Below are 24,577 nucleotides of genomic sequence, written 5' to 3'. Positions count from 1 at the left end.
CTGGTGGTGACGCCCGCCGCGCGGGGGGAGTTGAGTCAGGTCAGCGGAGCCAACCGAACCGCTGGACGATCGGCAGCCGGGCCCAGGTGCGACCCAGACCCCAGGTGTCACCGGCGTTGGTCACCGCGAGCAGGGCCAGCACACCGGCGTAGATCAGGTGGTCGTCCATGAACGGGTTGTTGGCGGGCAGCAGGGCGGCGGTCCACATCAGCACCAGCAGCAGGCCACCGGCTGCGGCGGCGACGCGTACCCCGATGCCGAGCATCAGCGCCGTGCCGATGGCCGCCAGGCCGATCATGAACAGCCAGTCCGCCCAGGCGGCGCCGGCGATGCTGTTGTAGAACCCCTGGAACGGGCCGGTGGCGCCGAAGGTCAGGAAGCCCTTGGTGGGGCTGCCACCGTTGATCCAGGCGCTCTTCGCCTCGGTGGCGAATCCCAGACCGAAGAGCTTGTCCAGGAAGGCCCAGAGGAAGATCCAGCCCAGGGCCAGGCGGAGCCCGCCGAGGAGGTAGCGGGTGGCGCGCTTGCGGGCGGTGCGCTCCTGGACGGTCGGGGCCCCGGGAGTCTTGGCGGTGGCGGTGTTCCGCTCCATCATCGCGGTCATCGTGTCCACGTCCCTTCTCTGCTTCGCACCGCTGTCCCGGTGACATCTCCATTGGACGCCGGCCGGGTAGGTGGTGTGCAGGGCCGACCGGGCCATGACCGGGCGGGACCTTGTACCCGCCCCGACGGGACCTGGCGGGGGGACGGCCCACCCGGGGCAGGGGGTGGGCATGATCGCCATCCTAGACTCGGGCGGTCGGCGGCAGGATGGGGTGGATGCGACGATGACCAGTGGCGACGACTCCTCGACGGCGACGATCCCGGCCGAGGGCACACGTGGTGACGTGCTGGCGCGGGCCGGCCAGCGGGTGCATGCCGGGCTACGCCTCGGTGACCTGGTCCGGCGTCGTCCGGCGGGCCTGACCGCACACCAGTGGAACATCGCCGGCCGGGAACGTCTCGACCTCGTGGTGTCCGCTGTGGACAGCGACGACGTCGAGTTCGCCGTCGCGTTCCGGCCGCCGTCGTCCGACCCGGCCGCCCGTCGCGTCGAACGGGCCACCGCAGCGGTCACCGCCGCCGTCGGGCTGCCCGTGCTGCGGATCGTGTCGTCCACCCTGAACGCGGCCGAACACGGGCCGGGGATCGTCACGTACCTGCTCGACGCCCGCCGGTACGCCGAGGGCGCCGCTGGGACCGACGTGGCCGCCGTCGGCTTCCGAGACATCGTCGGCCGGCTGCCCGACGGCCGCACCGGGCCGGTGAACGACCTGGGCGCGCTCGCTCGGGCGGACGCGGTCGAGGCGTACGTGGCCCGGCGGTTGGCCGACCCGATCCTGCGGGGACTGCACGTCCGCTGGACGGCCGGCCCGGCCGAGGGCTGGGCCTGGGTCGAGGTACGCCCCGGGCAGTGCCTCGTGGAACGGGTGTCGCTGCACGCGCACCGCCTCTCCTGTGGCGTCGACCCCGCTCGACTCGCCGAGGATCTGGCCGCGCTCGCGGTCGGCGACCGGCTGCGCAAGCCGGACGCCGACATTCCGATATTGGTCGATCGTGCGGAACTGCTCGGTGACATTCGGCGACTACGTGAACGCCGCGACGAACTCGCCGACGGCTTCGCCTACGACCATCTCTGCCAGGCATGACGCCTGCCGGTCGACGCATCGACTGATCCGGCGTACCTGCGCCGAAAAAAACTCCGCCGACTTTGAACCCCCGTCGTGGCGGGTCCGTACCTCACCGGGAATGGACAGGATCCCCGACCCGCACCGACAGGCGCGGGAGACGGTGCGGAAAGGGCATCGTCGTTAGTCGACGTGCCATCGGCGCGTTCGGATGTCCGCCGGGCGTGCCACCACGATTCCGTTCGGTCCGTCGAGTCACGAATCAGGTACCGGATCGAGAAGGAGAGCAATTCGATGCGCAGGTCCCCCCGGTCGCGCCGACCATCCGGTAACACGCGGACGAAGCGACTGCTGGCCATCGGCGCCACGCTCGCCGTATTCGGCGGTGTGGTCGCCGTGACCCAGATCTCATCGGCCGGTGACCGACGGCCGCACAAGCAGACCCGTCCGGTCGCGGCCGAATGCGTCGCGCCGAGCCCTGGCGCCACCGCGCCGGCCGCTCGTGGCGCCACCACCACCCGCACCTTCCAGAACGGCCGTTGGGTGACCAACCACTGGGGTGACGGACAGCAGACCATCGAAGAATGCCAGGAGACCCGCAGCGGCGGTGGCGCGACCACCGGCTCGCTCGCCGTGGCCTGCCCCGACGTGGTCAGCCGGCTGCCGCAGGTGCCGGACCGGGCGCGCGCCGAGGTGGACCGTAACCTGGCCCTGCTGCAGACCCAGATCACCGACGCCGACAAGCGGCTCGCCGCCGAGGGCAACAAGGGTCAGGGCTTCATCAACAACGCCATCCTGGCTCCGCTGGCCAGCAAGCGACGCGCCACGCTCGACCGGATCACCATCGCCATCGACCGGTTCGGCCCCCGGCCGCGCGGTCTGGCCGACCTCGCCAAGTGCCAGGCGCGGCCGGTCAACAACAACAACGGCGGCAACCCCGACAACGGCAACCCCAACAACGGCGGTGGCAACAACGGCGGGAACAATGGTGGGAACAACGGGGGCAACCCGAACAACGGCCTCGACGTGCTGGCGAACAACTGCAACAACAGCCAGTTGCAGCCGCACGACGGCTTCCAGAACGGCAACCGTTGCATCAGCACCGCCTTCGGTGAGGTCGGTGCCGCGGCCAACAACCCGTCGCTGCTGATCACCGAGTTCCCGCAGCAGATCGACCGCAACCAGGGCTTCGCCATCCGGGTGAGCACCCGCAACCTGGTCCGGGACCGCTTCCTGCCGGCCGGGCAGGGCGGCTACTACCTGGAGAGTTCGCTGCTCAACGGTGAAGGACTGACCCGCGGTCACTTCCACACCGCGTGCCGGATGTTGAACAACACCGACGAGGCGCCCGCGCCGGAACCGGTGCCCGCCTTCTTCGTCGCCACCGAGGACGGCGGCGGCGGTAGCCAGCCGGACAGCGTGGTCATCCAGATTCCGGGCCTGCCGGAGTCGGGTACCGCGCAGTGCGCGGTCTGGGCCGGTGACGGCTCGCACCGTATCCCGATGTCGGAGCGGGCGAACCAGACTCCCGCCTTCGACGCGGTACGGATTCAGGTCAACTGATCCGGTGAACTGACTCGACAACGACCAGGGCCGCCCGGGAGGACTTCCTCCGGGCGGCCCTGGTCGTGAAAGAGCGCACGCGGTGAGTTGCCGCGGGCGATCGCTGTTCAGCGGTTCTTGTACGCCTCGACGACCTCGACCGGGATGCGACCCCGCTCGGAAATCTTGTAACCGTTGCTGATCGCCCATTCGCGGATGGCGCGGTTCTGCTCACGGTTCATTCCCGGAGTCGCCGGGCCGGTGACGCGGCGAACGCTGCGGGTGGTGTCGGTGCCACGCCCGAGTCTGCGGCCGGCATTGATAAACGGGTCCAGCGCCTTGCGGAGGACGCCCGCGTTCTCGTCGGAGACATCGATGGTGTACGCCACGCCATCCAGGCTGAACTCGACCGTCCGGTCGGCTTTTCCGCCGTCGAGGTCGTCAGTCAGTACCGTGATTACTTTTCTCGCCATCGTTGATTACTCCCTGTGTGTGGCGGGGTGTGGTCAAAGTTTGACGTATGCCCAGCCAATTGCGCAACAAAAGCACCCCTTGTTGCGCGTCGCGTTTTGCGGTTCATCGAAATCCCGATTTGGCGACCTTGCTTCCAGTAGTGGTGTCAGCGCCCGGCAGCGGTCGCATCCGGCCGCTTCAAGTGTCCTGGATCACATCACGGAACAATGAGCGCTCCTCGCGACTTGAGCCTGACACGCTCAACTCAATGGGATAGCAGGTGTTCGATGGCAACTCTTCCGGTACTTCCACTGACCGACGCCGTACTGCTGCCCGGCATGGTCATCCCGGTGACCCTCGACCCGACCACCCAGGCCGCGGTCGACGCGGCCCGTGCCACCGGCGACCACAAGCTGCTCGCCGTGCCCCGCCTGGACGGCGAGTACGGCTCCGTCGGCGCGATCGCCACCATCGAGAAGGTCGGCCGGCTGCCCAGCGGCGAACCGGTCGCCGTGATCCGCGGCATCGCCCGTGCCCGCATCGGCTCCGGGGTGCCCGGTCCCGGCGCGGCGCTCTGGGTCGAGGCGTCCGAGATCGACGAACCCGCCCCGGCCGGCAGAGCCCGGGAACTGGCCCGCGAGTACCGCGCCCTGGTCACCGCCGTGCTCCAGCAACGCGGCGCGTGGCAGGTCATCGACGCGGTGGAGCGGATGACCGACCTCGGCGAGCTGGCCGACTCGGCCGGCTACGCGCCCTGGCTCAGCCTGGCGCAGAAGACCGAACTGCTTGCCGCACCGGACGTCACCGCGCGGCTGGAACTGCTCGTCGGCTGGGTGAAGGACCACCTGGCCGAGCAGGAGGTCACCGAGCAGATCAACTCCGAGGTACGCGAAGAGCTGGAGAAGACGCAGCGGGAGTTCCTGCTGCGCCAGCAGCTCGCCGCGATCCGCAAGGAACTCGGCGAGGACGCCCCGGACGGCTCGGCCGACTACCGGGCCCGCGTCGAGACCGCCGACCTGCCCGAGAAGGTACGCGAGGCGGCGCTGCGCGAGGTCGGCAAGCTGGAACGGGCCAGCGACGCCTCCCCGGAGGCGGGCTGGATTCGTACCTGGCTGGACACCGTGCTGGAAATGCCGTGGAGCACGCGTACCGAGGACAACACCGACCTGACCGCGGCGCGGGCCGTGCTCGACGCCGACCACGCCGGTCTGTCCGATGTGAAGGATCGCATTCTGGAATATCTGGCGGTGCGCAACCGGCGGGCCGAGCGTGACCTCGGCGTGATCGGCGGTCGCGGCTCCGGCGCGGTGCTGGCCCTGGCCGGTCCGCCCGGTGTCGGCAAGACCAGCCTCGGCGAATCCGTCGCCCGGGCACTCGGCCGCCGCTTCGTCCGGGTCTCCCTCGGCGGCATCCGCGACGAGGCGGAGATCCGCGGTCACCGACGCACCTACGTCGGCGCGCTGCCAGGCCGGATCGTCCGGGCGCTGCGCGAGGCGGGCTCGATGAACCCGGTGGTGCTGCTCGACGAGGTCGACAAGCTCTCCGCGGGGTACGCGGGCGACCCGGCCGCCGCCCTGCTGGAGGTGCTCGACCCGGCGCAGAACCACACCTTCCGGGACCACTACCTGGAGGTCGACCTCGACCTGTCCGACGTGCTGTTCCTGGCCACCGCCAACGTGGTGGAGGCTATTCCCGGCCCCCTGCTGGACCGGATGGAACTGGTCACCCTGGACGGCTACACCGAGGACGAGAAGGTGGCCATCGCCCGGGATCACCTGCTGCCCCGGCAGCGGGAGCGGGCCGGGCTGACCGCCGACGAGGTCGACGTGGACCCCTCGGCGCTTAGCCGCATCGCGGGGGAGTACACCCGGGAGGCCGGCGTACGGCAGCTGGAACGGGCGCTTGCGAAGATCATGCGCAAGGTCGCGGTGGCGCTCACCGACGACCCGGCGCCGGTCCGCGTCGACGCCGAAAACCTGGTCCGCTACCTCGGCCGGCCGAAGCACACGCCGGAGTCGGCGGAGCGTACGGCGGTGCCGGGGGTGGCCACCGGCCTGGCGGTCACCGGTGCCGGGGGAGACGTGCTGTTCATCGAGGCGACCAGCATGGAGGGTGAGCCCGGACTGACCCTTACCGGTCAGCTCGGTGACGTGATGAAGGAGTCGGCGCACATCGCCCTGTCCTACCTACGGGCCAACGGTCGCCGGCTGGGTCTGGACCCCAACGCCCTGGCCGGGCGGCGGATCCACCTGCACGTGCCGGCCGGCGCGGTGCCCAAGGACGGCCCCAGTGCGGGCATCACCATGGTCACCGCCCTGGCCTCGCTGGCCAGCGGACGCCCGGTACGCCCCGAGTTCGGGATGACCGGTGAGGTGACGATCTCCGGTCGGGTGCTGCCCATCGGCGGGGTGAAGCAGAAGCTGCTCGCCGCGCACCGGGCCGGCCTGACCGAGGTGATCATCCCGGCCCGCAACGAGCCGGACCTCGACGATCTGCCCACCGAGGTCCGCGAGGCGCTGACCGTGCACACCCTGGCCGACGTCGCCGACGTCCTCGCCCTGGCCCTGCGCCCGGCCGACGCCGACACCCTCATCACCCCCAACCTCACCCCCGCCTGAGGTGTAAGGAAGGGCACCTTGTTAACGCATTCTGCATAGCAGGGTGCCCCTGTTAACAACGGGCAAGCCACGGGCACCTGTGCCGCCACGCAAGGCGGCACAGGTGCCCGTATGTCGTTGCGCGTGGGGTGAGAAGGGTTCCCTTCTATACGCGAGGCGTTAACAAGGTGCCCTTCCTTGCACACACCCCGTACGCCTCAGGGGCGGTCGTCGCGGTCGCGGCGGACGGTGGCCTTGCGGCCCTTGATGGTGCTGCCACGCAGCCCGGCGATCACCTCGTCGGCGACGGCGATCGGCACCTCGACCAGGGAGAACCGGTCGGCGATCTCGATCGAGCCGATGTCGCGGCCCCGGATGCCGGTCTCCCCGGTGATCGCACCGACCAGGTCCTGCGGGCGCACCCCGGCACGGCGACCCAGACCGATGAAGACCTGGGTGGTGCCGTTGCTGCGGGGCCGGGCCGGGCGGCGGTCGCCGCCGCGGGCATCGGCACCGGGCCGGGACTCCCGCGGGGCGCGGACGGCCACCTGGGGGATCTCCTCGGCGGCCTCCTCGGCACCGGGCAGGGTCGCCTCGTGGGCCAGCTTCACCGCAGCCAGCGCCACCTCCATCAGGTCGAACTCGTCGCTGAGCGTCTCGACGATGACCCGGAACGGATCGAGGTCGTCCTCCAGCAGGCTCTCCCGCAGCGCCGCCTGGGTCAGCTCCAGCCGGCGGGTACGCAGGTCGGCCACCGTCGGGATCTTGTCGATGGTGATCCGCTGCCCGGTGACCCGTTCGATGGTCTTGAGCATCCGGTGTTCGCGCGGCTCGGCGAGGGTGATCGCCACCCCTTCCCGCCCGGCCCGGCCGACCCGGCCGATGCGGTGCACGTACGACTCCGGGGCCGACGGCACGTCGTAGTTGACCACGTGGCTGAGCTGCTCGACGTCCAGCCCACGGGCCGCCACGTCGGTGGCGACCAGCAGGTCGGCGGTGCCGCCGCGCAGCCGGCCCATCACCCGGTCGCGCTGTTCCTGGCTCATCCCACCGTGCAGCGCCTCGGCCCGGTAGCCGCGCCCGTTCATCGTCTCGGTGAGCCGGTCGACCTCTTCCCGGCTGCGGCAGAACACGATCGCCGCGGTCGGCGACTCGACGTCCAGCACCCGGCCCAGCGCCGCCGGCTTGTGCGCCCGCGCCACCAGGTACGCGCTCTGGCGTACCCGGGGGGCCTCGCCGGCCACCGGCTGCTCCCGGGCGATGAGGATGCGGACCGGATCGGTCAGGTGGGCGCGGGCCATCCCGTCGATGCGCGACGGCATGGTCGCCGAGAACAGCACGGTCTGTCGCTGCTCGGGGGTGTGCTCCAGGATCGCCTCGATGTCCTCGGCGAAGCCCATGTCGAGCATCTCGTCGGCCTCGTCGAGCACCACCGTGGCGAGGTTGCCCAGCCGCAGCGTGCCCCGGGCGATGTGGTCGAGTGCCCGGCCCGGCGTGGCGACCACCACGTCGACCCCGTTGTCCAGGGCGCGCAACTGCCGGCCGATCGGCTGTCCGCCGTAGATCGGCAGCACCCGGGCACCGAGATCCTTGCCGTAGCGGTGGAAGGCCTCGGAGACCTGCACGGCCAGCTCCCGCGTCGGCACCAGCACCAGGGCGACCGGGTCGCCGGTGGGTCGCTCGTCGGGCATGCGTTGCAGCAGCGGAAGGGCGAACGCGGCCGTCTTGCCGGTGCCCGTGGCGGCCTGCCCGAGCAGGTCCCGACCGGCCAGCAGCGGACCGATGGCCTCCCGCTGGATCGGCGTGGGCTCCTCGTAGCCGAGCGCGGAGAGCGCGGCGAGCAGTTCGGAACGCAGGCCAAGGTCCGCGAAGGCGGGCGGCTCGGTGGACGGGTCCGGCAGTACGGGCGTGGAACTCATGGGTCAAGTTTTTCATTACGCCCCCGGCCGCATTGCGGCGACCACCGCAACACCGCCAACGACCGGCGGCGATAAGGACGGTGCGCACCCATTCAGGGAAAATGGGAGGATTGCTCGGACTCATCCCGCAAAGTGTGGTTACTGTCGGCAACAGGCGAACCCACACCGGGAGAGAGGACCCGACCATGCGAGTGCCCAGTCGAAGTCCGGGACAGCGGCCTGGTCCTCCTGCCGCACCGGCCCGGCGTCGCCCGCGTGGCCCGGGACGGCAGCCGGCCGCGAACGGTCCCGATCTGGACGCCTACCGCGCCGCCGTGGCGGAACTGCTCGTCGAGGTGGGTGCGCTCGCGTCGGCCAGCAGCACCAAGGCCCGCCAGGTGCTGATCGACCAGCGGCTGCGCGAGCCGGCCATCGCCGCGGTGCTCGACGCCACGCCTCAGGGGCTGATCGGCGCCCGGGAGACCCTGTTGCTGGAGATGGCCAGATACCAGCCCAACGCGCGCAGCTCGGCCGCGGACCTGACCGCCCTGGTGCGGATCTATCTGCTGTCCCGCATCGACGTGATGTGGTGGCGGGACGCGGGCACCTTCCTCACCGACATCGAGGTCCACCACAGCGTCGACCTGGTCGACCTGGACTGGCTGCGGCGTCGGGACCTGCTGCACTTCCGCTACACCGAGCAGCCCCGCACCCTGGTCGGACGGGGAGTACGCGCACTGCGCCGCCGGGTGCTCCCCGACGCCACTCCGCGTACCGCCGGTCTGCTGTTCCGCCGGGCGCGGCGGGAGGTGGTCGCGCTGCTCAACGACATCGGTCGTGAGTTCGCCGCGGTGACCCCGGCGGGCACCCCGCCGCTGTGGGTGACCAGCCTGGTGCGCAGCGCCGAGCACCAGTACCGGCTGCGCCGGCTGGGTTACGCCGCGATGGTCCCCAGCGGACACTGCCTCGGCTGGGCGGTCGACCTGGAGATGGAGTGGTTCGGCCGGTACGGCGTCCGGGACACCCTCGCCGGGCTCCTGTTGAACCGGCAGCGCTCCGGCGAGATCAACGTGGTCGACGAGGGTCAGGCCTGGCACGTCTGTCTGGCACCGACCGCGACCGCACGCCTGCGCCGGGCGTACGAAGCCGAGATGGGGATCTGACGCGATGTGCGGGATCGTACTCAGCCTCGGTCCGGAGGCCGATCCGGTGATCTTCCGCAGGATGCTCGCCGTGCTCGCCGCCCGTGGCGAGGTCACCGAGACCCGGTACGAGGCCGGCCTGCTCGCCGGCACCCGCCGGCTGCGGGTGGTGGACCGGGACCGGGCGGTGCAGCCGTGGGTCTCCGCCGACGAACGCTGGCTGCTCTGCTACAACGGCGAGGTCTTCAACCACCACCAGCTGCGCGCGCAGCTGAGCGGGCTGGGTCATCGCTTCCGCAGCGCCAGCGACACCGAGGTGGTGCTCGCCGCCTTCGCGCAGTGGGGCGAGCAGATGGTGACCCGGCTGCGCGGCGAGTACGCGTTCGCCATCGTGGAGCGGGCCACCGGCCGGGCCTACCTGGTGCGGGATCCGCTCGGGGTGAAGCCGCTGTACCTGTCGCGTACGCCGGGCTGTCTGCACGTCGCCAGCGAGGTCAAGGCGTTGGTCCGGGCGGGCGCACCGGTGGTCGAGGTGCCGCCCGGCCACCACGGTTGGGTCGACGCCGACCACCAGGTTCACCTGCGACCGTACGTGGACCTGCTCTCCCTCGGTGCCGATGCCCCGATGGTGACGGATCCGGACGAGGCCGCCCTGCTCGTCCGTACCACGCTCACCGACAGCATCCAGGTGCGGCTGGACACCGACCTCACGGTGGGTGTGGTGCTCTCCGGCGGGCTGGACAGCTCCCTGGTGCTGCTGCATGCCGCGCAGCGGCACCCGGACTGCGTCGCGGTCACCGTCGGCGTGCCGGACAGCCCCGACGTGGCGTACGCGCGGCGGCTGGCCAGGGAACTCGGTGTCCGGCACGAGGTCGTCGAGCTGCGGCCCCGCGACATCCGGCTGGCCGACGTGCGGGAGGCGATCCGGATCTCCGAGCTGACCGAGTACGGCGACATCATCAACGCGGTGGTCTCGGTGCCCATCTTCCGACGCCTGGCCGAGTTGGGCGTCAAGGTCGTGCTCACCGGCGACGGCTCGGACGAGCTGTTCGGCGGCTACCCGATGTATCACGAGGTCGGCCCCCAGGCGGCGCGGCGGCTGTTCCTGCACAAGATCCGCAACCTCTGTCGTACGGAGTTGCAGCGCGTCGACCGCACCAGCATGGGCTTCGGGGTGGAGGCCCGGGTGCCCTTTCTCGACCTGGCCCTCGTCGAGTTGGCGATGCGCCTGCCGATCGAGTTGAAGATGCGCGAGGGGCAGGAGAAGTGGATCGTCCGGCAGGCCTTCGCGGACCTGCTGCCCGACTACATTCGGCGGCGGCCGAAGAACCCGATGTCGTACTCCTCCGGGTTGCACGAGCGGGCCCGGCTGTACAAGCCGCTGTTCGCCCGGCTGCACCGCACGTTCGGCTACCACCTGTTGGAGCCGGTCCGCCGCGACTTCGACAGCGTCCTGACGAGCTGCGACAACGACCTGGACGCGGCGATCGCGGCCGGTCGGGAACGGCGGGACTACACCGTGCTGGAACACGCCCGCGACCTGGTCGGCGCGGCCCGGTGGAACGCCGCCCCGATAGTGCGTCGGCTGGTCACCCCGCGCCGCAACCGAGGCGACGGCGCACCCCTGCCCGGCTGACGCCCCGGTCCGCCGCCCGGTGCGCGGTGGCAGCGACGCGCGCCTCAGCTCTCGTCGTCGGCGGCGGTGGCGGTCCGGATCCGGCTGACCAGTTGCTCCAGGGCGGCCACCTCGGCGCGCAGCGCGGTGCGGCCCGCCCGGGTCAGCCGCAACCAGGTGACCGGTCGGCGGCCCTCGTAGCCCTTGGTGGACTGGAGCAGTCCGGCCTGCTCCAGGATCCGCAGGTGCCGGTTGAGGTTGCCGTCGGTGAGGCCCAACTCGTCGCGGAGCGTGGCGAAGCGGCACTCGGTCGCCTCACTGAGCACGGTGAGGATGCCGAGGCGTACCCGCTGGTGCACCACGTCGTCGAGGGCCGTCGCCGGGTGCGGCGACGACCCGGCGTCCGGGCCGCCGGAGCGTGACTCGGTCACCTGGGGCGGCGGGCTGTCGCCAGGTTGACGGCGGCGACGACCAGCAGGGGCAGGGCCATCAGGACAAGATAGTGGGCCGGTCGCAGCGACAGTTGGCCGCCGGCACCACTACCGCCGATGAGCACGCTGGTCCAGCCGGGCAGATGCCCGAGCGGGAAGGAGGTGCACAGCCAGGCGGTGAGTGCGGCGATCCAGATGCCGGCGGCGACCAGGCCCCGGCTGTGCTCGGCCCGGCCCAGCACGATGACGGCGGCGGCCAGGGGGAGCAGCGGGGTCAACAGGCCGGCCCAGTGCGGGCCGGAGGCGGAGACGAGGCCGTCCGGAACCGGGCCGACCGGCACCGCCGCGAGCACGGCGAGCAGCACCAGGACGCCGAGCCCGGTGGCGGCGGCCAACGGCCAGCCGACCCGTACGCCGTGACGGCGGGCCCGCCACGCGTACCAGAGCGCGATGACGGCGAACAGCAACGGTGTGCCGAGGAACCAGAACAGGTAGGACGCCACCGGGCTGACCTGCTCGTCGGGCAGTCCCGCCCAGAACGGGTGCTTCGCGTCGATCGAGTAGGGCCGGGTCAGTGGGTGGCGGTAGAGGGCGGCGCTGGCCACCAGCAGTACGGCGAAGCCGAGGGCCGGAAGCCACGCCCCGCCATGGGCCCGCCGGTGTGCCCGCTCGCGCAGTCGACCGAGGGCGGCGAGGGTCGTGGCCGCGTCGTCGGCGTTTCCCTGAACCATGTGTCACTCCCACCTGCTGCCATTGACTCGGTCATGGAGAGAACTTTGCAATGCAAAGTCTATGGCCGGTGGGGGCCGAGAACAAGGACTGGGCAGGTTCAGCCGGTGAGCAGCAGGGCGCCGACCGCGGCCAGGGTGCCGAGCACCGCCAGCACGGTGCTGGTCAGCAGGAACCGCGCCAGCGGCACCCGTACCCGCGCGGCCCGGCATCGTTCCAGCCACAGCAGGGTGGCCAGGGAGGCCCAGGGCAGGGCAAGCGGGCCGACGTTGGTGCCGACCAGCAGCGCGAGCAGGCGCTGCCGGTCGCCGGTCGGCAGCACCGCCTCGCCGGCCAGGTACGCGGGCAGGTTGTTCACCAGGTTGGCCAGCAGCGCGCCGGTGCCGCCGGCGCGCAGCACCCCCGACGTGCCCCCTTCGTCACCGGCGAGCCAGGCGACCAGGTCGTTGAGCCCGTGCACGCCGATGGTCTGGATCACCAGGAACAGCCCGGTGACGAAGACCAGCAGCCGCCAGGGCAGCAGAGCCGGGCGCAACGTGCCGGGGGAGCGGATCGCGAAGCCGAGCAGCAGCAGGCAGGTGGCGACGGCCGAGGCGAGCCCGACCGGCGCCCCGAGAAGGATGGCGGCGACGAAGAGCAGGCAGGCGACGAGCGCCGTGCGGTACAGCACCGCGTCGGTGGGCCGGTGTGTCGGCGGTGGCGGGAACCGGCCGTCCGGTGGTTGGTCCCGCCGCCACCAGAACCACCAGAGCAGGACGGTGGTGACCGCGATCGCCGCCAGTTGGGGCAACCACATGACGCCCAGGTAGGCCAGCGGGTCCAGCCCGATCCGTTCGCTGGCCAGCAGGTTCGTCAGGTTGGACACCGGCAGCAGCAGGCTCGCCGTGTTGGCCAGCCAGACCGTGGTCACCGCCAGCGGTGCCACCGCGGTGCGCAGCGTCACTGCCAGCGCGAGCATCACCGGGGTGAGCAGCACCGCCGTGGTGTCCAGGTTGAGCACGATGGTGGTCAGCGCGGCGAAGCCGACGCAGAGCGCGAACAGCGCGGGCCAGCGCCCTCGGGCGGCGCGGGCCATCCGGGTCGCCAGCACGTCGAAGACGCCGGCGGCGGCGGTCAGTTCGGCGAGCACCACCACCGTGCCGAGGAAGATCAGCAGGGGCAGGATCCGGGTGAGGGTGGCGGCGGCGTCGGCGCGGGGCAGCAGCCCGGTCGCGACACAGGCGGCACCGGCCAGCGCCAGCCCGACGGCGATCACGTCCAGCGGGTGTGGCCTGCGGCCAGGTGGTGTCGGGGCGTCCCCGATGGCGGTCACGGCCGGCCATCCTCGCACGTCCGCGATGTCTCACCGGCGCCGGAGCCGGCCGACGTGACGGCGGCGGCACCGGGGGGATGAAACACGCCGCCGGCCGGCGCCACCTGCGGTCAGGCGCCGGCCGGCGGTCTGGCTGACGGTCAGCCGGCCGGTGGGTAGGGGTCGTCCTGGTAGGTGTACTCCGTCTCGATGCGGCCGTCGGCGGTGTGCACCACGAGCTGACTGGGCTCGCTGCCGTGGGCCGCCTCGCGTCCGGCCTCGACCGCGCGGTGCTTCGTGTCGTACGTGCCGACCGTGGTGCCGCCCTGCTCGACCTTCCAGCCACCACCGTCGGGCACGACGTGATACTCGGTGCGGGTCATCTCGGCATCCCTTCCTGGTACCAGAGGTGCCGACGAGGTACCCGGGACGCGAGGGACAAAACGCGACAGGGAACCAGGGGGATGCGCCGGGGCGGACGCCGTCCGCCCCGGCGATCTCCTACCAGCTCAGATAACTGGGCTGGGTCTGGACGTTCAGCTCACGGAACTGGACCAGCTTGGCCGTCCAGGTCCGCCAGTCGTTGAGGTCCAGCACGTCCAGCCCCTTCTGGATGTCGGACGAGTAGATGTGTCCGTTGTAGTAGTAGGCCGACCAGGAGCCGCCGACGACCAGCTGGGTGTCCGACAGCGGTCCCCGCTCCCAGAAGCCGATCTCGGTGGGCCGGCGGGAGTCGGTGAAGTCCCACACCGAGATGCCGCCCTGGTACCACGCCTGGACCATGATGTCCTTGCCGAGCACCGGGATCAGCGAGCCGTTGTGCGCCACGCAGTTCTCGGTGTCGCCGTTGGTCCGCGGGATCTTGTAGTAGCTGCGGAACTCCAGCTTGCGCTTGTCGCCCCGGCCGGTGAGGTCGTAGATCGCGTTGGCGCCGCGCTCCGGGCCGACGGTCTCGTTGCAGGTGGCACCGCCGCCACCGCCCAGTTCGTCGGTGAAGACGACCTTGGTGCCGCGGTTGTTGAAGGTGGCCGAGTGCCAGAAGGCGAAGTTGGTGGTGTCCCGGACCCGGTGCAGCACCCGGGGGGCCTCCCGCTTGCTGATGTCCAGCAGCACCCCGTCGCCCATGCACGCGCCGGCGGCCAGGTCCTTCTGCGGGTAGGCGGTGATGTCGTGGCAGCCGGTGGTCGCCGAGGCGCCGGTGCGGCCCTCGTAGCCGCCGTCGGGGAAGAGGTTCGGGGTGGCGACCACGGCGGCGTCGGTCGGCTTCTTGAGCGGCACCTTGACGATGCTGATCGAGTCGTGCGGCGGCTGGCAGTCCGGGAAGGCGTCCTGCGGGCTGTACGAGGAGACGTACAGGTAGACCGACTTGGTGTTCTTGGCCGGCACCAGGGTGTGGGTGTGCGAGCCGCAGGCGGTCTCCACCGACTTGATGTAGCGCGGCTGCTGCTTGTTCCGGACGTCGAAGATCTTGATGCCCTCCCACGACTCCTTCACCGATGCGGGCTGGGAGACGCTGCTGCACGAGTCGTCGCTGCGGGACGAGTCGGTCGACAGGAAGAGAAGGTCACCGTAGATGGAGATGTCGTTCTGGGAACCCGGACAGAGCACCTGCGAGACGATCTTCGGCTGGCTGGGCCGGGACACGTCGTAGATGACGAAGCCGTCGTAGTTGCCGACGAAGGCGTACCTGCCCTGGAAGGCGATGTCGGTGCCGAGGGCGTTCGTGGTGTTGAACGGCGACTGCTTCGGCAGGTTGGCGATCAGCCTGAGGTTGGGGCTGTGGGCGATCTCGTCGACGCCGAGCGGCGGCGCGGCGGCCGACGTCGAGGTGGCGACCGCCTGCGTGACCGGCCCGGCGTTGCCGGGTGCGGCGGCGATGCTGGCGAGGAGCAGCCCGGTGGCGGCGGCGCTGGCGACGCGTAACCACCGCGCCCGCGCCGGAGTCGGTATGACCATCGGCGACACCCTTCGGGAAGGAAGGACCTTTCTCGTACCATACGCCCCAGTGGAGGTCATCGATGTGATCTGCATCACATATATTGCGGTGGTCCGCCACCGTGTACTGGCCCGCCGGGCGGCCCGAATCCCCTGCGTACGCTAGGTGCCGATGAGAACGACGGTCTTCGGCCATCCGCTGCGCAGCGTCGCCTTCGACGTGGTCGTCGCCGCGCCGGTGATGCTTGTCAGTGCAGCCGGTGCCCCGGTCCAGCCCGGTGGCTGGTGGGCCGCCGCGATCGGGGCGGCGATGGGCGCCGCCCTGCTGGCCCGCCGGGCCCGACCGGTGGCGGTGACCGCCGTCGTGGCGGTGCTGGCCTTCGTCCAGGTCGCCCTGGGCTGGGCGCCGCTGCCGTACGACCTGGCGGTGCTGGTCGCGCTCTACAGCGTGGTCAAGTACGCCGACCGGCTGCGGCCCGGGGTGATCGCCGGACTGGTCGCCGTCGGCGGCGCGGTGTTCGCCGCGGTCCGCACCTCCACCCCGGGCATCTGGTACTTCACCGCCATCTTCTACGCCCTGGTCATCGGCGCGGTCTGGTTGTTCGCCCTGAACGTCCGTACCCGCCGGCTGTACGTGCTCAGCCTGGAGGAGCGGGCCGCGACGCTGGAACGGGAACGGGAGGCCGAGGCCCGGGCAGCGGTGGCCGAGGAACGCACCCGCATCGCCCGGGAACTTCACGACGTGGTGGCCCACAGCATGGCCGTCATGATCGCCCAGGCGGACGGGGCCCGGTACGTGCTCGACAGCAGCCCGGAGACCGCCCGTGAGGCGGTCAGGACCGTGGCGGACACCGGCCGCCGCGCCCTGGACGACATGCGCCGCCTGGTCGGCGTACTCCGGGAGCCGCAACCGCCCGCCGACGCCCCGCATGCGCCCGCCGCCGAACCGGTCCACCGGCGTCCGGTGGTGGCCGAACTGCCCGCCCTGCTGGAGCGCTTCCGCGACGCCGGGCTGCGGGTGGGATACACGGTCACCGACCTGCCCAGCCCGCTGCCCCCGGCACTCGAACTGACCCTGTACCGCCTGGTGCAGGAGGCCCTCACCAACACCCTCAAGCACGCCGGGCCGGGCGCACAGGTGCAGGTCGAGTTGGCCCACGTCGGCGGTGCCGTCACGCTGCGGGTCACCGACGACGGGCAGGGCCGCACCCCGGCCGGTCCGCCGCCGTCGGGCGGTCACGGCCTCGTCGGGATGCGCGAACGCGTGTCGGTGTACGACGGCACCCTCACCGCCGGTCCGCGGCTGGCCGGGGGCTGGCAGGTGCTGGCGCGGCTGCCGCTACCGTCGTCGCCGACAGCGGAGGTGATCGCGGCATGACCGTGCGGGTGGTGATCGTGGACGACCAGGCGTTGGTCCGCGCCGGCTTCCGGATGGTGCTCGACTCCCAGCCGGACCTGGAGGTGGTGGGCGAGGCGATCGACGGTGCCGACGCGCTGCGCCTGCTCTCCCGGGTCGAGGCGGACGTGGTGGTGATGGACATCAGGATGCCCACCATGGACGGGGTGGAGGCCACCCGCCGGCTCTGCGCCGACCGTCCCGCCGGCCCACCGCGGGTGCTGGTGCTGACCACCTTCGACACCGAGGCCGACGCGTTCGCCGCGCTGCGCGCCGGGGCCAGCGGCTTCCTGCTCAAGAACGTGCCCCCGGAGGAACTGCTCGCCGCGATCCGGGTCGTCGCCCAGGGCGACTCGGTGGTCGCCCCGTCGATCACCCGACGGCTGCTCGACCGGTTCGCCGGTCAACTCGGCACCACCCCCGGCGAGGACCCCCGCCTGGCCCAGCTCACCGAGCGGGAACGGGAGATCCTGCTGCTGGTGGCGCAGGGGCTGGCCAACGCCGAGATCGCCGAACGGGTGCACGTCGCCGAGGCGACGGTGAAGACCCACGTCGGGCGGATCCTGGCCAAACTCCAGCTCCGCGACCGGGTGCAGGCGGTGGTACTGGCGTACGAGAGCGGGCTGGTCGTGCCCGGTGCGGAGTCCGGGCGTACGACCTGAGGCGTACGGGTGCCCCCGGTCCGGGGCCACCTGGGTCGTACCCAGGTCGAGCGCGCAGGTTGATCTCCACCGGCGGTGATCTCCGTAGCGTCTGAAGACGTCAGAGATCACCGCCTGCTCGGAGAATCCACGTGTCCCTCGCCCCGCCCGTCCACGTCACCGCCGGCGTCGCCGTCACCGCCCACGGCCTGCGCAAGCAGTACGGCACCGGGGAGGCCGCCGTCGTCGCCCTCGACGACGTCGACGTCACCTTCGCCGCCGGCCGATTCACCGCCATCATGGGCCCCTCCGGCTCCGGCAAGTCGACCCTGATGCACTGCCTGGCGGGCCTGGACCGGCCCACCGCCGGCACCGTACGCATCGGCGACGCGGAACTGGGCAGCCTCGACGACCGGCGGCTGACCCTGCTGCGCCGGGACCGGGTCGGCTTCGTGTTCCAGCGCTTCAACCTGCTGCCCGCGCTCAGCACCGAGGAGAACATCCTGCTGCCGTTGGCCATCGCCGGTCGGCGACCGGAACCCGACTGGTTCCGCCAGGTGGTCGCCGCCGTCGGGCTGACCGACCGGCTGCGGCACCGACCGGCCGAGTTGTCCGGTGGCCAGCAGCAGCGGGTCGCGGTGGCCCGCGCGCTGGTCACCAAGCCGTGGGTGGTCTTCGCCGACGAGCCCACCGGCAACCTCGACTCCCGGGCCGGCAACGAGGTGCTGCGGCTGCTGCGCGAGGCGGTGGACACCCTGGGACAGACGGTGGTGATGGTCACCCACGATCCGACCGCCGCCGCCCACGCCGACCGGGTGGTCTTCCTCGCCGACGGCCGGCTGGTCCGCGACCTGGCCGCACCGACCGCCGAGCGGATCCTCGACGTGCTCGCCCACCTGGACCCCGGTGCCGACCGGGCCGGTGACGCCGTCGCGGCGCAGCGGGGGCGGTGACCCGTGCTGCGTCTGACCCTGCGCTCCATGCGCGCCGATCTCGCGCGCATGCTGATGTCCACAGTCGCCGTCGTCCTCGGCGTGTCCTTCATCGCCGGAACGTTGATCTTCGTCGACGGCATGCGGGCCGGCGCCTACGACCGGGCAGCCACCTTCGACCGGCACACCGACGTCGGCGTGTACCCCGATCCGGACGTCGACACCGACCCGGATCTGATCGACGCCGCGCTCGTCGAGAAGGTGCGCGCAATCGAGGGCGTCCGGGCCGCGGCGGCGGAACTGGTCGGCACCGGCGGGGTGGTGGGCGCCGACGGCCGTCCGGTGCTCGGCTTCGGGGTGCTCGTCGCCGTCCCCGCCGAGCCTGCCCTGCAGTCCTACGACGTGCTGGCCGGGCGGCTGCCCGAACGGGCCGGCGAGGCGGTGCTCGACGAGCGGACCGTCGCCGACGAGGGATTCGCCGTCGGCACCGAGGTGCGGGTCGGCGGTGCCGGCGGTGCGGCCGAGCCGTACACCCTGGTCGGTGTGGTCGACGTGGCCGGCACCTCGCGGGACATCGGCGGGCCGTTCATCGGGCTGTTCGGGCCCGAGGCGCTCGCGGTCACCGAGCAGTCGGGTTACCACCGGATCCTCGTCGCGGCCGAGCCGGGCGTCGCCGACGAGGCGCTCGCCGCACGGATCGCCGAGGTCACCGGCGCCGGTACGACGGTGCACACCCGGGCGGAGATCCTCGACGCCGCCGTCGACGACGCGGTACGCGACGTCAACCAGTTCAACATGGTGCTGCTCGTCTTCACCGCGGTGGCGGTGCTGGTGGCGGCGTTCGTCATCGCCAACACGTTCACCATCGTGCTGGCCCAGCGCACCCGACGGACGGCCCTGCTGCGGCTGGTCGGCGCCACCCGGGGACAGGTGTTCCGGGCGACCCTGCTGGAGTCCGCGGTGCTCGGCCTGGTCGCCTCGGCAGTCGGTGTGCTGATCGGCATCGGCATGGCCGCCGCGCTGAGCGCCCTGATGAACAGCCTGGACATTGCGCTCAACGGCGAGTTGACGGTCACCGCCACCACGGTGCTCGGCAGCCTCGTCATCGGCACCGTGCTCACCGTCGGCGCCGCCCTCGTACCGGCCTGGCAGGGCACCCGGGTCGCCCCGGTGGCCGCGCTGACCGACGCCGCCCTCCAGGTCACCCGGACCGCCGGCCGACTGCGCCTGATCTTCGGCGGGCTGGTCCTCGCGGCCGGCGTCGCGGCCCTGGCCGGCGCGGGCGGCACCGGGCAGATCGCGCTTGTCGCCCTCGGCGGGATGCTGAGCTTCTTCGGCATCGTGCTGTTCGGTCCGGTGCTGGTGCCGGCGCTGGTCCGGATGTTCGGCGTCGTCGCCCGACGGGCCTTCGGGATCACCGCCGGCCTCGCGGTGGCCAACGCGGTCCGCAACCCCCGCCGGGTCGCCGCCACCGCCACCGCCCTGGTGATCGGGATCGGCCTGGTCTCGTCCTTCGTGGTGGGTGCCCACAGCACCAAGGCCGTCATCGAACGCAGCGTGGACGCCCAGATCGGGGTGGACTTCGTGGTGACCGGCATCGGCGGGGACCTGCCCGCCGGGGTGGTCGACGCGCTGGCCGCCCGGCCCGAGCTGGGCGTGGTGCACGAGCAGCGGTCCCGCATCGTCGACGAGGGCAGGATCCGCGCGGCCGATCCGGCGCTTGTCGAGCGTCAGCTGGAGAGCGTGCTGGCCGGGCAGGTCGGCAGCTTCGGGCCGGGCCGGGTGCTGGTGCACCGGGAGTTGGCCGCCGAGCGTGGCTGGTCGCCCGGTGACCGGATCGACCTGCACGGGCACTCGTTCGAGGTGGCCGCCGTGGTCGTCGGCCCGGATGCCGCCGACGGGCCGGTGTCGCCCGGTCGCGTCGTCGAGCTGGTCGCCGCCGACTTCACCCGGCTCTTCCCCGACGAGCGCGGCTACCTGGTCGAGATCGAGCCGGCCGAGGGGGTGTCGTCGGCGGCGGCCCGGGACGTGATCGAATCGGTGCTGGCCGACTATCCGACGGTCAACCTGATGGACCAGGCGGCGTACAAGCGGATGCTGACAAGCACCGTGGACATGCTGCTCGCGTTCGTGGTGGCGTTGCTCGGCCTGGCCGTGGTGATCGCCCTGGTGGGTGTGGCGAACACGCTGAGCCTGTCGGTGCTGGAGCGGACCCGGGAGAACGCGGTCCTGCGGGCCGTCGGCCTGACCCGGGGACGGATGCGCGCGATGCTCGCCGTCGAGGCCGTCCTCACCGCGCTGGTCGGCGCGCTGCTCGGCGTCGCCCTGGGCACCGCGGTCACCGGCTCGGCGATGGCGATGCTGGCCAGCCTCAGCGGCGGCTTCATGCTGGCCGTGCCGTGGGGGCAGCTCGGCGGCATCCTCGCCGTCGCGGTGCTGGCCGCGCTGGCCGCCTCGGTGCTGCCCGCCCGCCGCGCGCTGCGTCGACCGGTGGTGGAGGCGCTCGCGGACCTGTGACGGCGTACGAACGGCCCCCGCCGAACCCGGCGGGGGCCGTTGCGTTGCCGTTGCCCTAGAGGCGTTCCACGTTCGGGCCGGAGCAGCGGTTGCGGGCGTCGAAGACGTACCGGGCGTGCCGTTCGACCAGGGCGTAGTCGAACACGTCGTGGTCGGTGATCACGACCACGCAGTCGGCCTCGCGGATCTCCCGCTCGCTGAGGTCCACGGTCAGCACCCCGTCGGGCAGGTGGTGCGCCGCGGCGTACGGCTCGACCGCGCGAACCTGGGCGCCGAGCTCGCGCAACCGCCGGGTCACGTCGACCGCCGGGGAGTCCCGCATGTCACCGGTGTTGGGCTTGTACGCCAGCCCGAGCACCAGCAGCCGGGCGCCGCTGACCGCCTTACCGGAGCGGTTCAGCCCGGCCATCACCCGCTGCGCGACGTGTTCGGGCATCTCGTGGTTGATGTCGTTGGCCAGCTCGATGAACCGGAACTGCCGCCCGAGCCGCCGCTTGACCTGCCAGGACAGGTAGCAGGGGTCGATCGGCAGGCAGTGCCCGCCGACGCCGGGGCCCGGCTTGAAGGGCATGAAACCGAACGGCTTGGTCTCCGCCGCCTCGATCGCCTGCCACACGTCGATGTCCAACTGGTGCGAGAGCATCGTCAGCTCGTTGACCAGGGCGATGTTGACCTGGCGGAAGGTGTTCTCGATCAGCTTGGTCAGCTCGGCCACCTGGGTGGAGTCCACCGGGACGGTGCGCTCCACCAGCCGCCGGTAGAAGCCGTCGACACGGTCCAGCGCGGCCGGGTCCATCCCGGAGACCACCTTGGGGGTGTTCTCCAGCCGCCAGGTGCGGTTGCCCGGGTCGATCCGCTCCGGGCTGTAGCCGAGGTGGAAGTCGCCGGGGCTGCGCAGCCCGCTGGCCGACTCCAGCAGCGGCCGGAGCAGCTCCTCGGTGGTACCCGGGTAGGTGGTCGACTCGAGGATGACCGTGCAGCCCGGACGCAGGTACGGCGCGATCGCCGTGCCGGCCTCCTCGACGAAGCTCAGGTCGGGAGTGCCGTCGCGCAGCGGCGTGGGCACGGTGATCACGCAGAAGTCGAAGTCCTTGGCGTCGGCGTACTCGCTGCTCGGGCGGTACCGCCCGGTCGCCGTTGCCCGACCGAGCCGGTCAGCCGGAATGTCCGAGACGAACGACTCACCCGAAGCGAGGCGCTTCACCCGATCGGTGTCGACGTCGAGTCCCACGACGTCGAAGCCCGCCTCGACGGCTCGCATGGCCAGCGGTAGGCCGACGTACCCCTGGCCGACGACGACCAGCTTCTCCACACTCATCCGGGCTCCCGAACGTCAGGCGGTAATTGCTGGTAGGAGCCTAAGGTGAATTATGATGCCGGGTGTCCGTTTTGGGGATTCCGGGGCTGTTGGTGTGGTTGGGTCGATCTGGTGCGGGTCAGCTGGCCTCGGCATCGTCCTCGGGCGGGGTGTCGCCGCCGGGCGGTGCGGTCGTCGGGGCCGGCGCTGAGGTCGGCGGTGTCGCGGGCTCCGTGGCGGGGGTGCTGGTGACGGGACCGGGAGCGGGAGTGTCGGTGCTCGGCGCCGGGTCGGGTGACTCGGGCTCGCTCGACTCGCTGGGCGTCCCGGTGCTGGGTGAGGCCGAGGGCGAATCGGTCGCCTTGCCCGTCGAGCCCGCCGGCCGGTACGGCGGCACCCGTGCCGGCCTGCTCTCCGTCGCGTCCGACGGCTCCTCGGCCTCGACGACCGAACCGGTGGCCGGGACGCTGCTCGGCACCTGCACCGCCGGGGTGTTGGCGTGGCGGGCTGCGCCGAGCGCCGCGCCGAGCGCGACGAGACCCACCACCACCGCGGTGAGCGCGCCGACAAGCGTGCCGCGCCCGCGGCGCGAACGCGAGCCGGCCGGTACGGCCTGCGCCACCGTGTTCGCCGTGCGGGTGTCCGGTCCGGGACCGCGTACCGCCGCCGGCACCATAGCGGTGGGCAGGGAACTGTCCGAGACCGCGCTGCGGGCCGCCTCCGCCATCGCCGCGCCGCTGCTGAAGCGGTCCGCGGGATCCTTGGCGAGGGCACGTTCGACCAGGGCCCGCACCGCTTCCGGAATGTCGTGGGGCAGCTCCGGCGGCGGGTCGTCGAGGTGCCGTACGGCGACCTGGAGCGGGTTGTCGCCGGTGAACGGCGGGCTGCCGATGAGGCAGCAGTAGGCGACCGCGCCGAGCGCGTACAGGTCGGTCGCTCCGGAGACGGGTCGTCCCGCAGCCTGCTCGGGGGCCATGTAGAGGGCGGTGCCCGGCACCGCGTTCGTGCTGGTGATGCTGGTCACATTGACCGATCGGGCGACGCCGAAGTCGACGAGAACGACCGTCCCGTCCTCCTGGACCAGCAGGTTGCTCGGCTTGACGTCACGGTGCACGATGCCGCGCTGGTGTGCGGCGTGCAGGGCCTGTGCGGCCTGGGCCACCACGGACATGGTCTCGGCGACGTCCAGACGACCCTCGGCCTCGATCCGCTTCGACAACGGTTGGCCGGTGACGAACTCCATCACCAGGTAGTCGGCCCGCCCGCCGCCGGCCAGGTCGTCCTCGCCGCAGTCGAAGACCTGCACGATGCCCGGGTGACGCAGCGCCGCCATCATCCGGGCCTCGGCGCGGAAACGGGCGATGAAATCGGGGTCGGACACCAGCGCGGGCAGCAGCACCTTGATCGCGACCTGCCGGCCGAGGATCAGGTCGGTGCCTCGCCAGACATCGCCCATGCCGCCGGTGGCGACGCGTTCGTCCAAGCGGTATCGACCGCTGAGTACGACCTCCGAAGACAACACGGCACCACCGTACCCATGATGAGCCTGATCGGCGCGCCGGCGGCCCGGCTGCGGGAGGCCTCCCGACGGGCCGCGATGAGCGTACGGCACCCGATGGTGACCACCGGTGACGAGGTGCTTGCACGGCGCATTTCGGGTCGGCTCGGGTTCCGCGACCGGTGGTTGTGGTCGGCGGTGCTGTCGGGAACAATCCGCATCCGGGCCACAACGGCCCGGAAGCGAGCAGGTCGACGGGGGCGGGGTGCGGGGAACGGTGCCAGCCCGGACAATCGACCCGTGCCCGCTGCGCCTGTGGTTCGGGCGACCCATGGAAGGACCGGTAGAACGGAAGCGGCAAGGCCATGTCCGGTGAACTGAGTCAGGCCGTCGAGGCGGCTCAGGCCGGCGACGAGGAGGCGTTCCGTTTCCTCTACCGCAGCCTCCAGCCCGGGCTGCTGCGCTACCTGACCGCCCTGGTCGGCGCCGACGCCGCCGAGGACGTCGCCTCGGAGACCTGGTTGCAGGTGGCACGCGACCTGCCGAACTTCAGCGGTGGGGAGTTTCGTGCCTGGGCCGTCACCATCGCCCGGAACCGGGCCATGGATCACCTGCGGCGGCAACGCCGTCGCCCCGCGTTGCCCGTGCCGGTGCAGGAACTCAGCGAGTTGGCCGGGGACGCCGACACGGCCGAGCGGGCCGGGGAGAGCATCGGCACCGAGGCCGCCCTCGCGATGATCGCCAGCCTTCCGCCCCGGGAGGCGGAGGCGGTGCTGCTGCGTGCCGTCGTCGGGCTCGACGCCGAGACCGCCGGGCGGGTCCTCGGCCGCCGGGCCGGGGCGGTGCGTACCGCCGCGCACCGCGGCCTGCGTCGGCTGGCGCTGATGCTGGGTCAGCCGACCGAGGAGTGCGACGAGCCCGCCGCGACACGGGCCACGCCGCCACTTCCGCGTACCGCTTCACAGACGCCGCATGCCGAGCCGGTGGACGGCTGAC

20 protein-coding genes are annotated in these 24,577 nt (G+C 71.8%); 10 read left to right on the top strand and 10 right to left on the bottom strand.

What is annotated here, in order from left to right; translation table 11 throughout:
* Nucleotides 1-40: 40 nt before the first annotated feature.
* A complete protein-coding gene (locus tag Vgi01_RS17190; protein ID WP_373306982.1) occupies nt 41-592 on the bottom strand; it encodes a hypothetical protein in 552 nt (183 codons plus the stop codon).
* A 235-nt stretch (nt 593-827) separates the two neighbouring features.
* Here Vgi01_RS17190 and Vgi01_RS17185 point away from each other — a divergent pair, with 235 nt between their 5' ends.
* Nucleotides 828-1,688 (top strand): hypothetical protein, encoded by an 861-nt coding sequence (locus Vgi01_RS17185; RefSeq protein WP_102656316.1) that lies wholly within the window; start codon nt 828-830, stop codon nt 1,686-1,688.
* A 273-nt stretch (nt 1,689-1,961) separates the two neighbouring features.
* Nucleotides 1,962-3,230 (top strand): hypothetical protein, encoded by a 1,269-nt coding sequence (locus tag Vgi01_RS17180; protein WP_102656317.1) that lies wholly within the window; start codon nt 1,962-1,964, stop codon nt 3,228-3,230.
* A 107-nt stretch (nt 3,231-3,337) separates the two neighbouring features.
* Here the strand turns inward: Vgi01_RS17180 and Vgi01_RS17175 are convergent, their stop codons facing one another.
* Nucleotides 3,338-3,682 (bottom strand): histone-like nucleoid-structuring protein Lsr2, encoded by a 345-nt coding sequence (locus tag Vgi01_RS17175; protein WP_102656318.1) that lies wholly within the window; start codon nt 3,680-3,682, stop codon nt 3,338-3,340.
* A gap of 267 nt (nt 3,683-3,949) precedes the next feature.
* Here Vgi01_RS17175 and lon point away from each other — a divergent pair, with 267 nt between their 5' ends.
* On the top strand, nt 3,950-6,280 hold the full coding sequence (lon, locus tag Vgi01_RS17170; protein WP_204291671.1) for an endopeptidase La: 2,331 nt from the start codon (nt 3,950-3,952) through the stop codon (nt 6,278-6,280).
* Nucleotides 6,281-6,477: 197 nt separating this feature from the next.
* On the opposite strand, the gene Vgi01_RS17165 is transcribed toward lon, so the two are convergent.
* A complete protein-coding gene (locus Vgi01_RS17165) occupies nt 6,478-8,178 on the bottom strand; it encodes a DEAD/DEAH box helicase (RefSeq protein ID WP_102656320.1) in 1,701 nt (566 codons plus the stop codon).
* A gap of 185 nt (nt 8,179-8,363) precedes the next feature.
* Between Vgi01_RS17165 and Vgi01_RS17160 the strand changes: the two genes are divergently transcribed.
* Together Vgi01_RS17160 and Vgi01_RS17155 are read left to right on the top strand one after the other, a co-directional pair.
* Nucleotides 8,364-9,320: a DUF5715 family protein gene (locus tag Vgi01_RS17160; RefSeq protein WP_102656321.1), complete on the top strand. Its 957-nt coding sequence runs from the start codon at nt 8,364-8,366 to the stop codon at nt 9,318-9,320.
* Between the two features lie 4 nt (nt 9,321-9,324).
* On the top strand, nt 9,325-10,935 hold the full coding sequence (locus Vgi01_RS17155) for an asparagine synthetase B family protein (RefSeq protein ID WP_204291670.1): 1,611 nt from the start codon (nt 9,325-9,327) through the stop codon (nt 10,933-10,935).
* Between the two features lie 44 nt (nt 10,936-10,979).
* On the opposite strand, the gene Vgi01_RS17150 is transcribed toward Vgi01_RS17155, so the two are convergent.
* The 5 genes from Vgi01_RS17150 to Vgi01_RS17130 form a co-directional block, all read right to left on the bottom strand.
* Nucleotides 10,980-11,345 carry a winged helix-turn-helix domain-containing protein gene (locus Vgi01_RS17150; RefSeq protein WP_204291669.1) on the bottom strand — a complete coding sequence of 122 codons (366 nt, stop codon included), beginning with the start codon at nt 11,343-11,345 and terminating at the stop codon, nt 10,980-10,982.
* Nucleotides 11,342-12,076 carry a hypothetical protein gene (locus tag Vgi01_RS17145; RefSeq protein ID WP_204291668.1) on the bottom strand — a complete coding sequence of 245 codons (735 nt, stop codon included), beginning with the start codon at nt 12,074-12,076 and terminating at the stop codon, nt 11,342-11,344. Before Vgi01_RS17145 ends, Vgi01_RS17150 begins: the two co-directional genes overlap by 4 nt.
* A 98-nt stretch (nt 12,077-12,174) precedes the next feature.
* Nucleotides 12,175-13,386 (bottom strand): ArsB/NhaD family transporter, encoded by a 1,212-nt coding sequence (locus Vgi01_RS17140; RefSeq protein WP_102656326.1) that lies wholly within the window; start codon nt 13,384-13,386, stop codon nt 12,175-12,177.
* A gap of 140 nt (nt 13,387-13,526) precedes the next feature.
* Nucleotides 13,527-13,748, bottom strand: a complete 222-nt coding sequence (locus Vgi01_RS17135; protein ID WP_013734474.1) for a DUF2188 domain-containing protein — start codon at nt 13,746-13,748, stop codon at nt 13,527-13,529.
* Between the two features lie 118 nt (nt 13,749-13,866).
* Nucleotides 13,867-15,321: an LVIVD repeat-containing protein gene (locus Vgi01_RS17130; RefSeq protein WP_204291667.1), complete on the bottom strand. Its 1,455-nt coding sequence runs from the start codon at nt 15,319-15,321 to the stop codon at nt 13,867-13,869.
* Between the two features lie 151 nt (nt 15,322-15,472).
* Here Vgi01_RS17130 and Vgi01_RS17125 point away from each other — a divergent pair, with 151 nt between their 5' ends.
* The 4 genes from Vgi01_RS17125 (at nt 15,473) to Vgi01_RS17110 (ending at nt 20,786) form a co-directional block, all read left to right on the top strand.
* Nucleotides 15,473-16,678, top strand: a complete 1,206-nt coding sequence (locus Vgi01_RS17125; protein WP_204291666.1) for a sensor histidine kinase — start codon at nt 15,473-15,475, stop codon at nt 16,676-16,678.
* Nucleotides 16,675-17,358, top strand: coding sequence for a response regulator (locus Vgi01_RS17120; RefSeq protein ID WP_013734471.1), 684 nt, complete (start codon nt 16,675-16,677; stop codon nt 17,356-17,358). Before Vgi01_RS17125 ends, Vgi01_RS17120 begins: the two co-directional genes overlap by 4 nt.
* A gap of 131 nt (nt 17,359-17,489) precedes the next feature.
* On the top strand, nt 17,490-18,290 hold the full coding sequence (locus Vgi01_RS17115) for an ABC transporter ATP-binding protein (protein WP_204291665.1): 801 nt from the start codon (nt 17,490-17,492) through the stop codon (nt 18,288-18,290).
* Between the two features lie 27 nt (nt 18,291-18,317).
* Nucleotides 18,318-20,786, top strand: a complete 2,469-nt coding sequence (locus Vgi01_RS17110; protein ID WP_308441787.1) for an ABC transporter permease — start codon at nt 18,318-18,320, stop codon at nt 20,784-20,786.
* A 55-nt stretch (nt 20,787-20,841) separates the two neighbouring features.
* Here the strand turns inward: Vgi01_RS17110 and Vgi01_RS17105 are convergent, their stop codons facing one another.
* Nucleotides 20,842-22,104: a nucleotide sugar dehydrogenase gene (locus Vgi01_RS17105; RefSeq protein WP_204291663.1), complete on the bottom strand. Its 1,263-nt coding sequence runs from the start codon at nt 22,102-22,104 to the stop codon at nt 20,842-20,844.
* Nucleotides 22,105-22,222: 118 nt separating this feature from the next.
* Nucleotides 22,223-23,605, bottom strand: coding sequence for a serine/threonine-protein kinase (locus tag Vgi01_RS17100; protein WP_102656334.1), 1,383 nt, complete (start codon nt 23,603-23,605; stop codon nt 22,223-22,225).
* Between the two features lie 341 nt (nt 23,606-23,946).
* Here Vgi01_RS17100 and Vgi01_RS17095 point away from each other — a divergent pair, with 341 nt between their 5' ends.
* Complete coding sequence (locus Vgi01_RS17095; RefSeq protein ID WP_102656335.1) at nt 23,947-24,576, top strand: RNA polymerase sigma factor; 630 nt, start codon at nt 23,947-23,949, stop codon at nt 24,574-24,576.
* Nucleotide 24,577: the final 1 nt, after the last annotated feature.

It is taken from the genome of Micromonospora gifhornensis (genome assembly GCF_016863515.1).
Classification (GTDB): domain Bacteria; phylum Actinomycetota; class Actinomycetes; order Mycobacteriales; family Micromonosporaceae; genus Micromonospora; species Micromonospora gifhornensis.
Note: the sequence above shows the minus strand (reverse complement) of the source record. Positions and strands in the feature narration are given on the sequence as shown.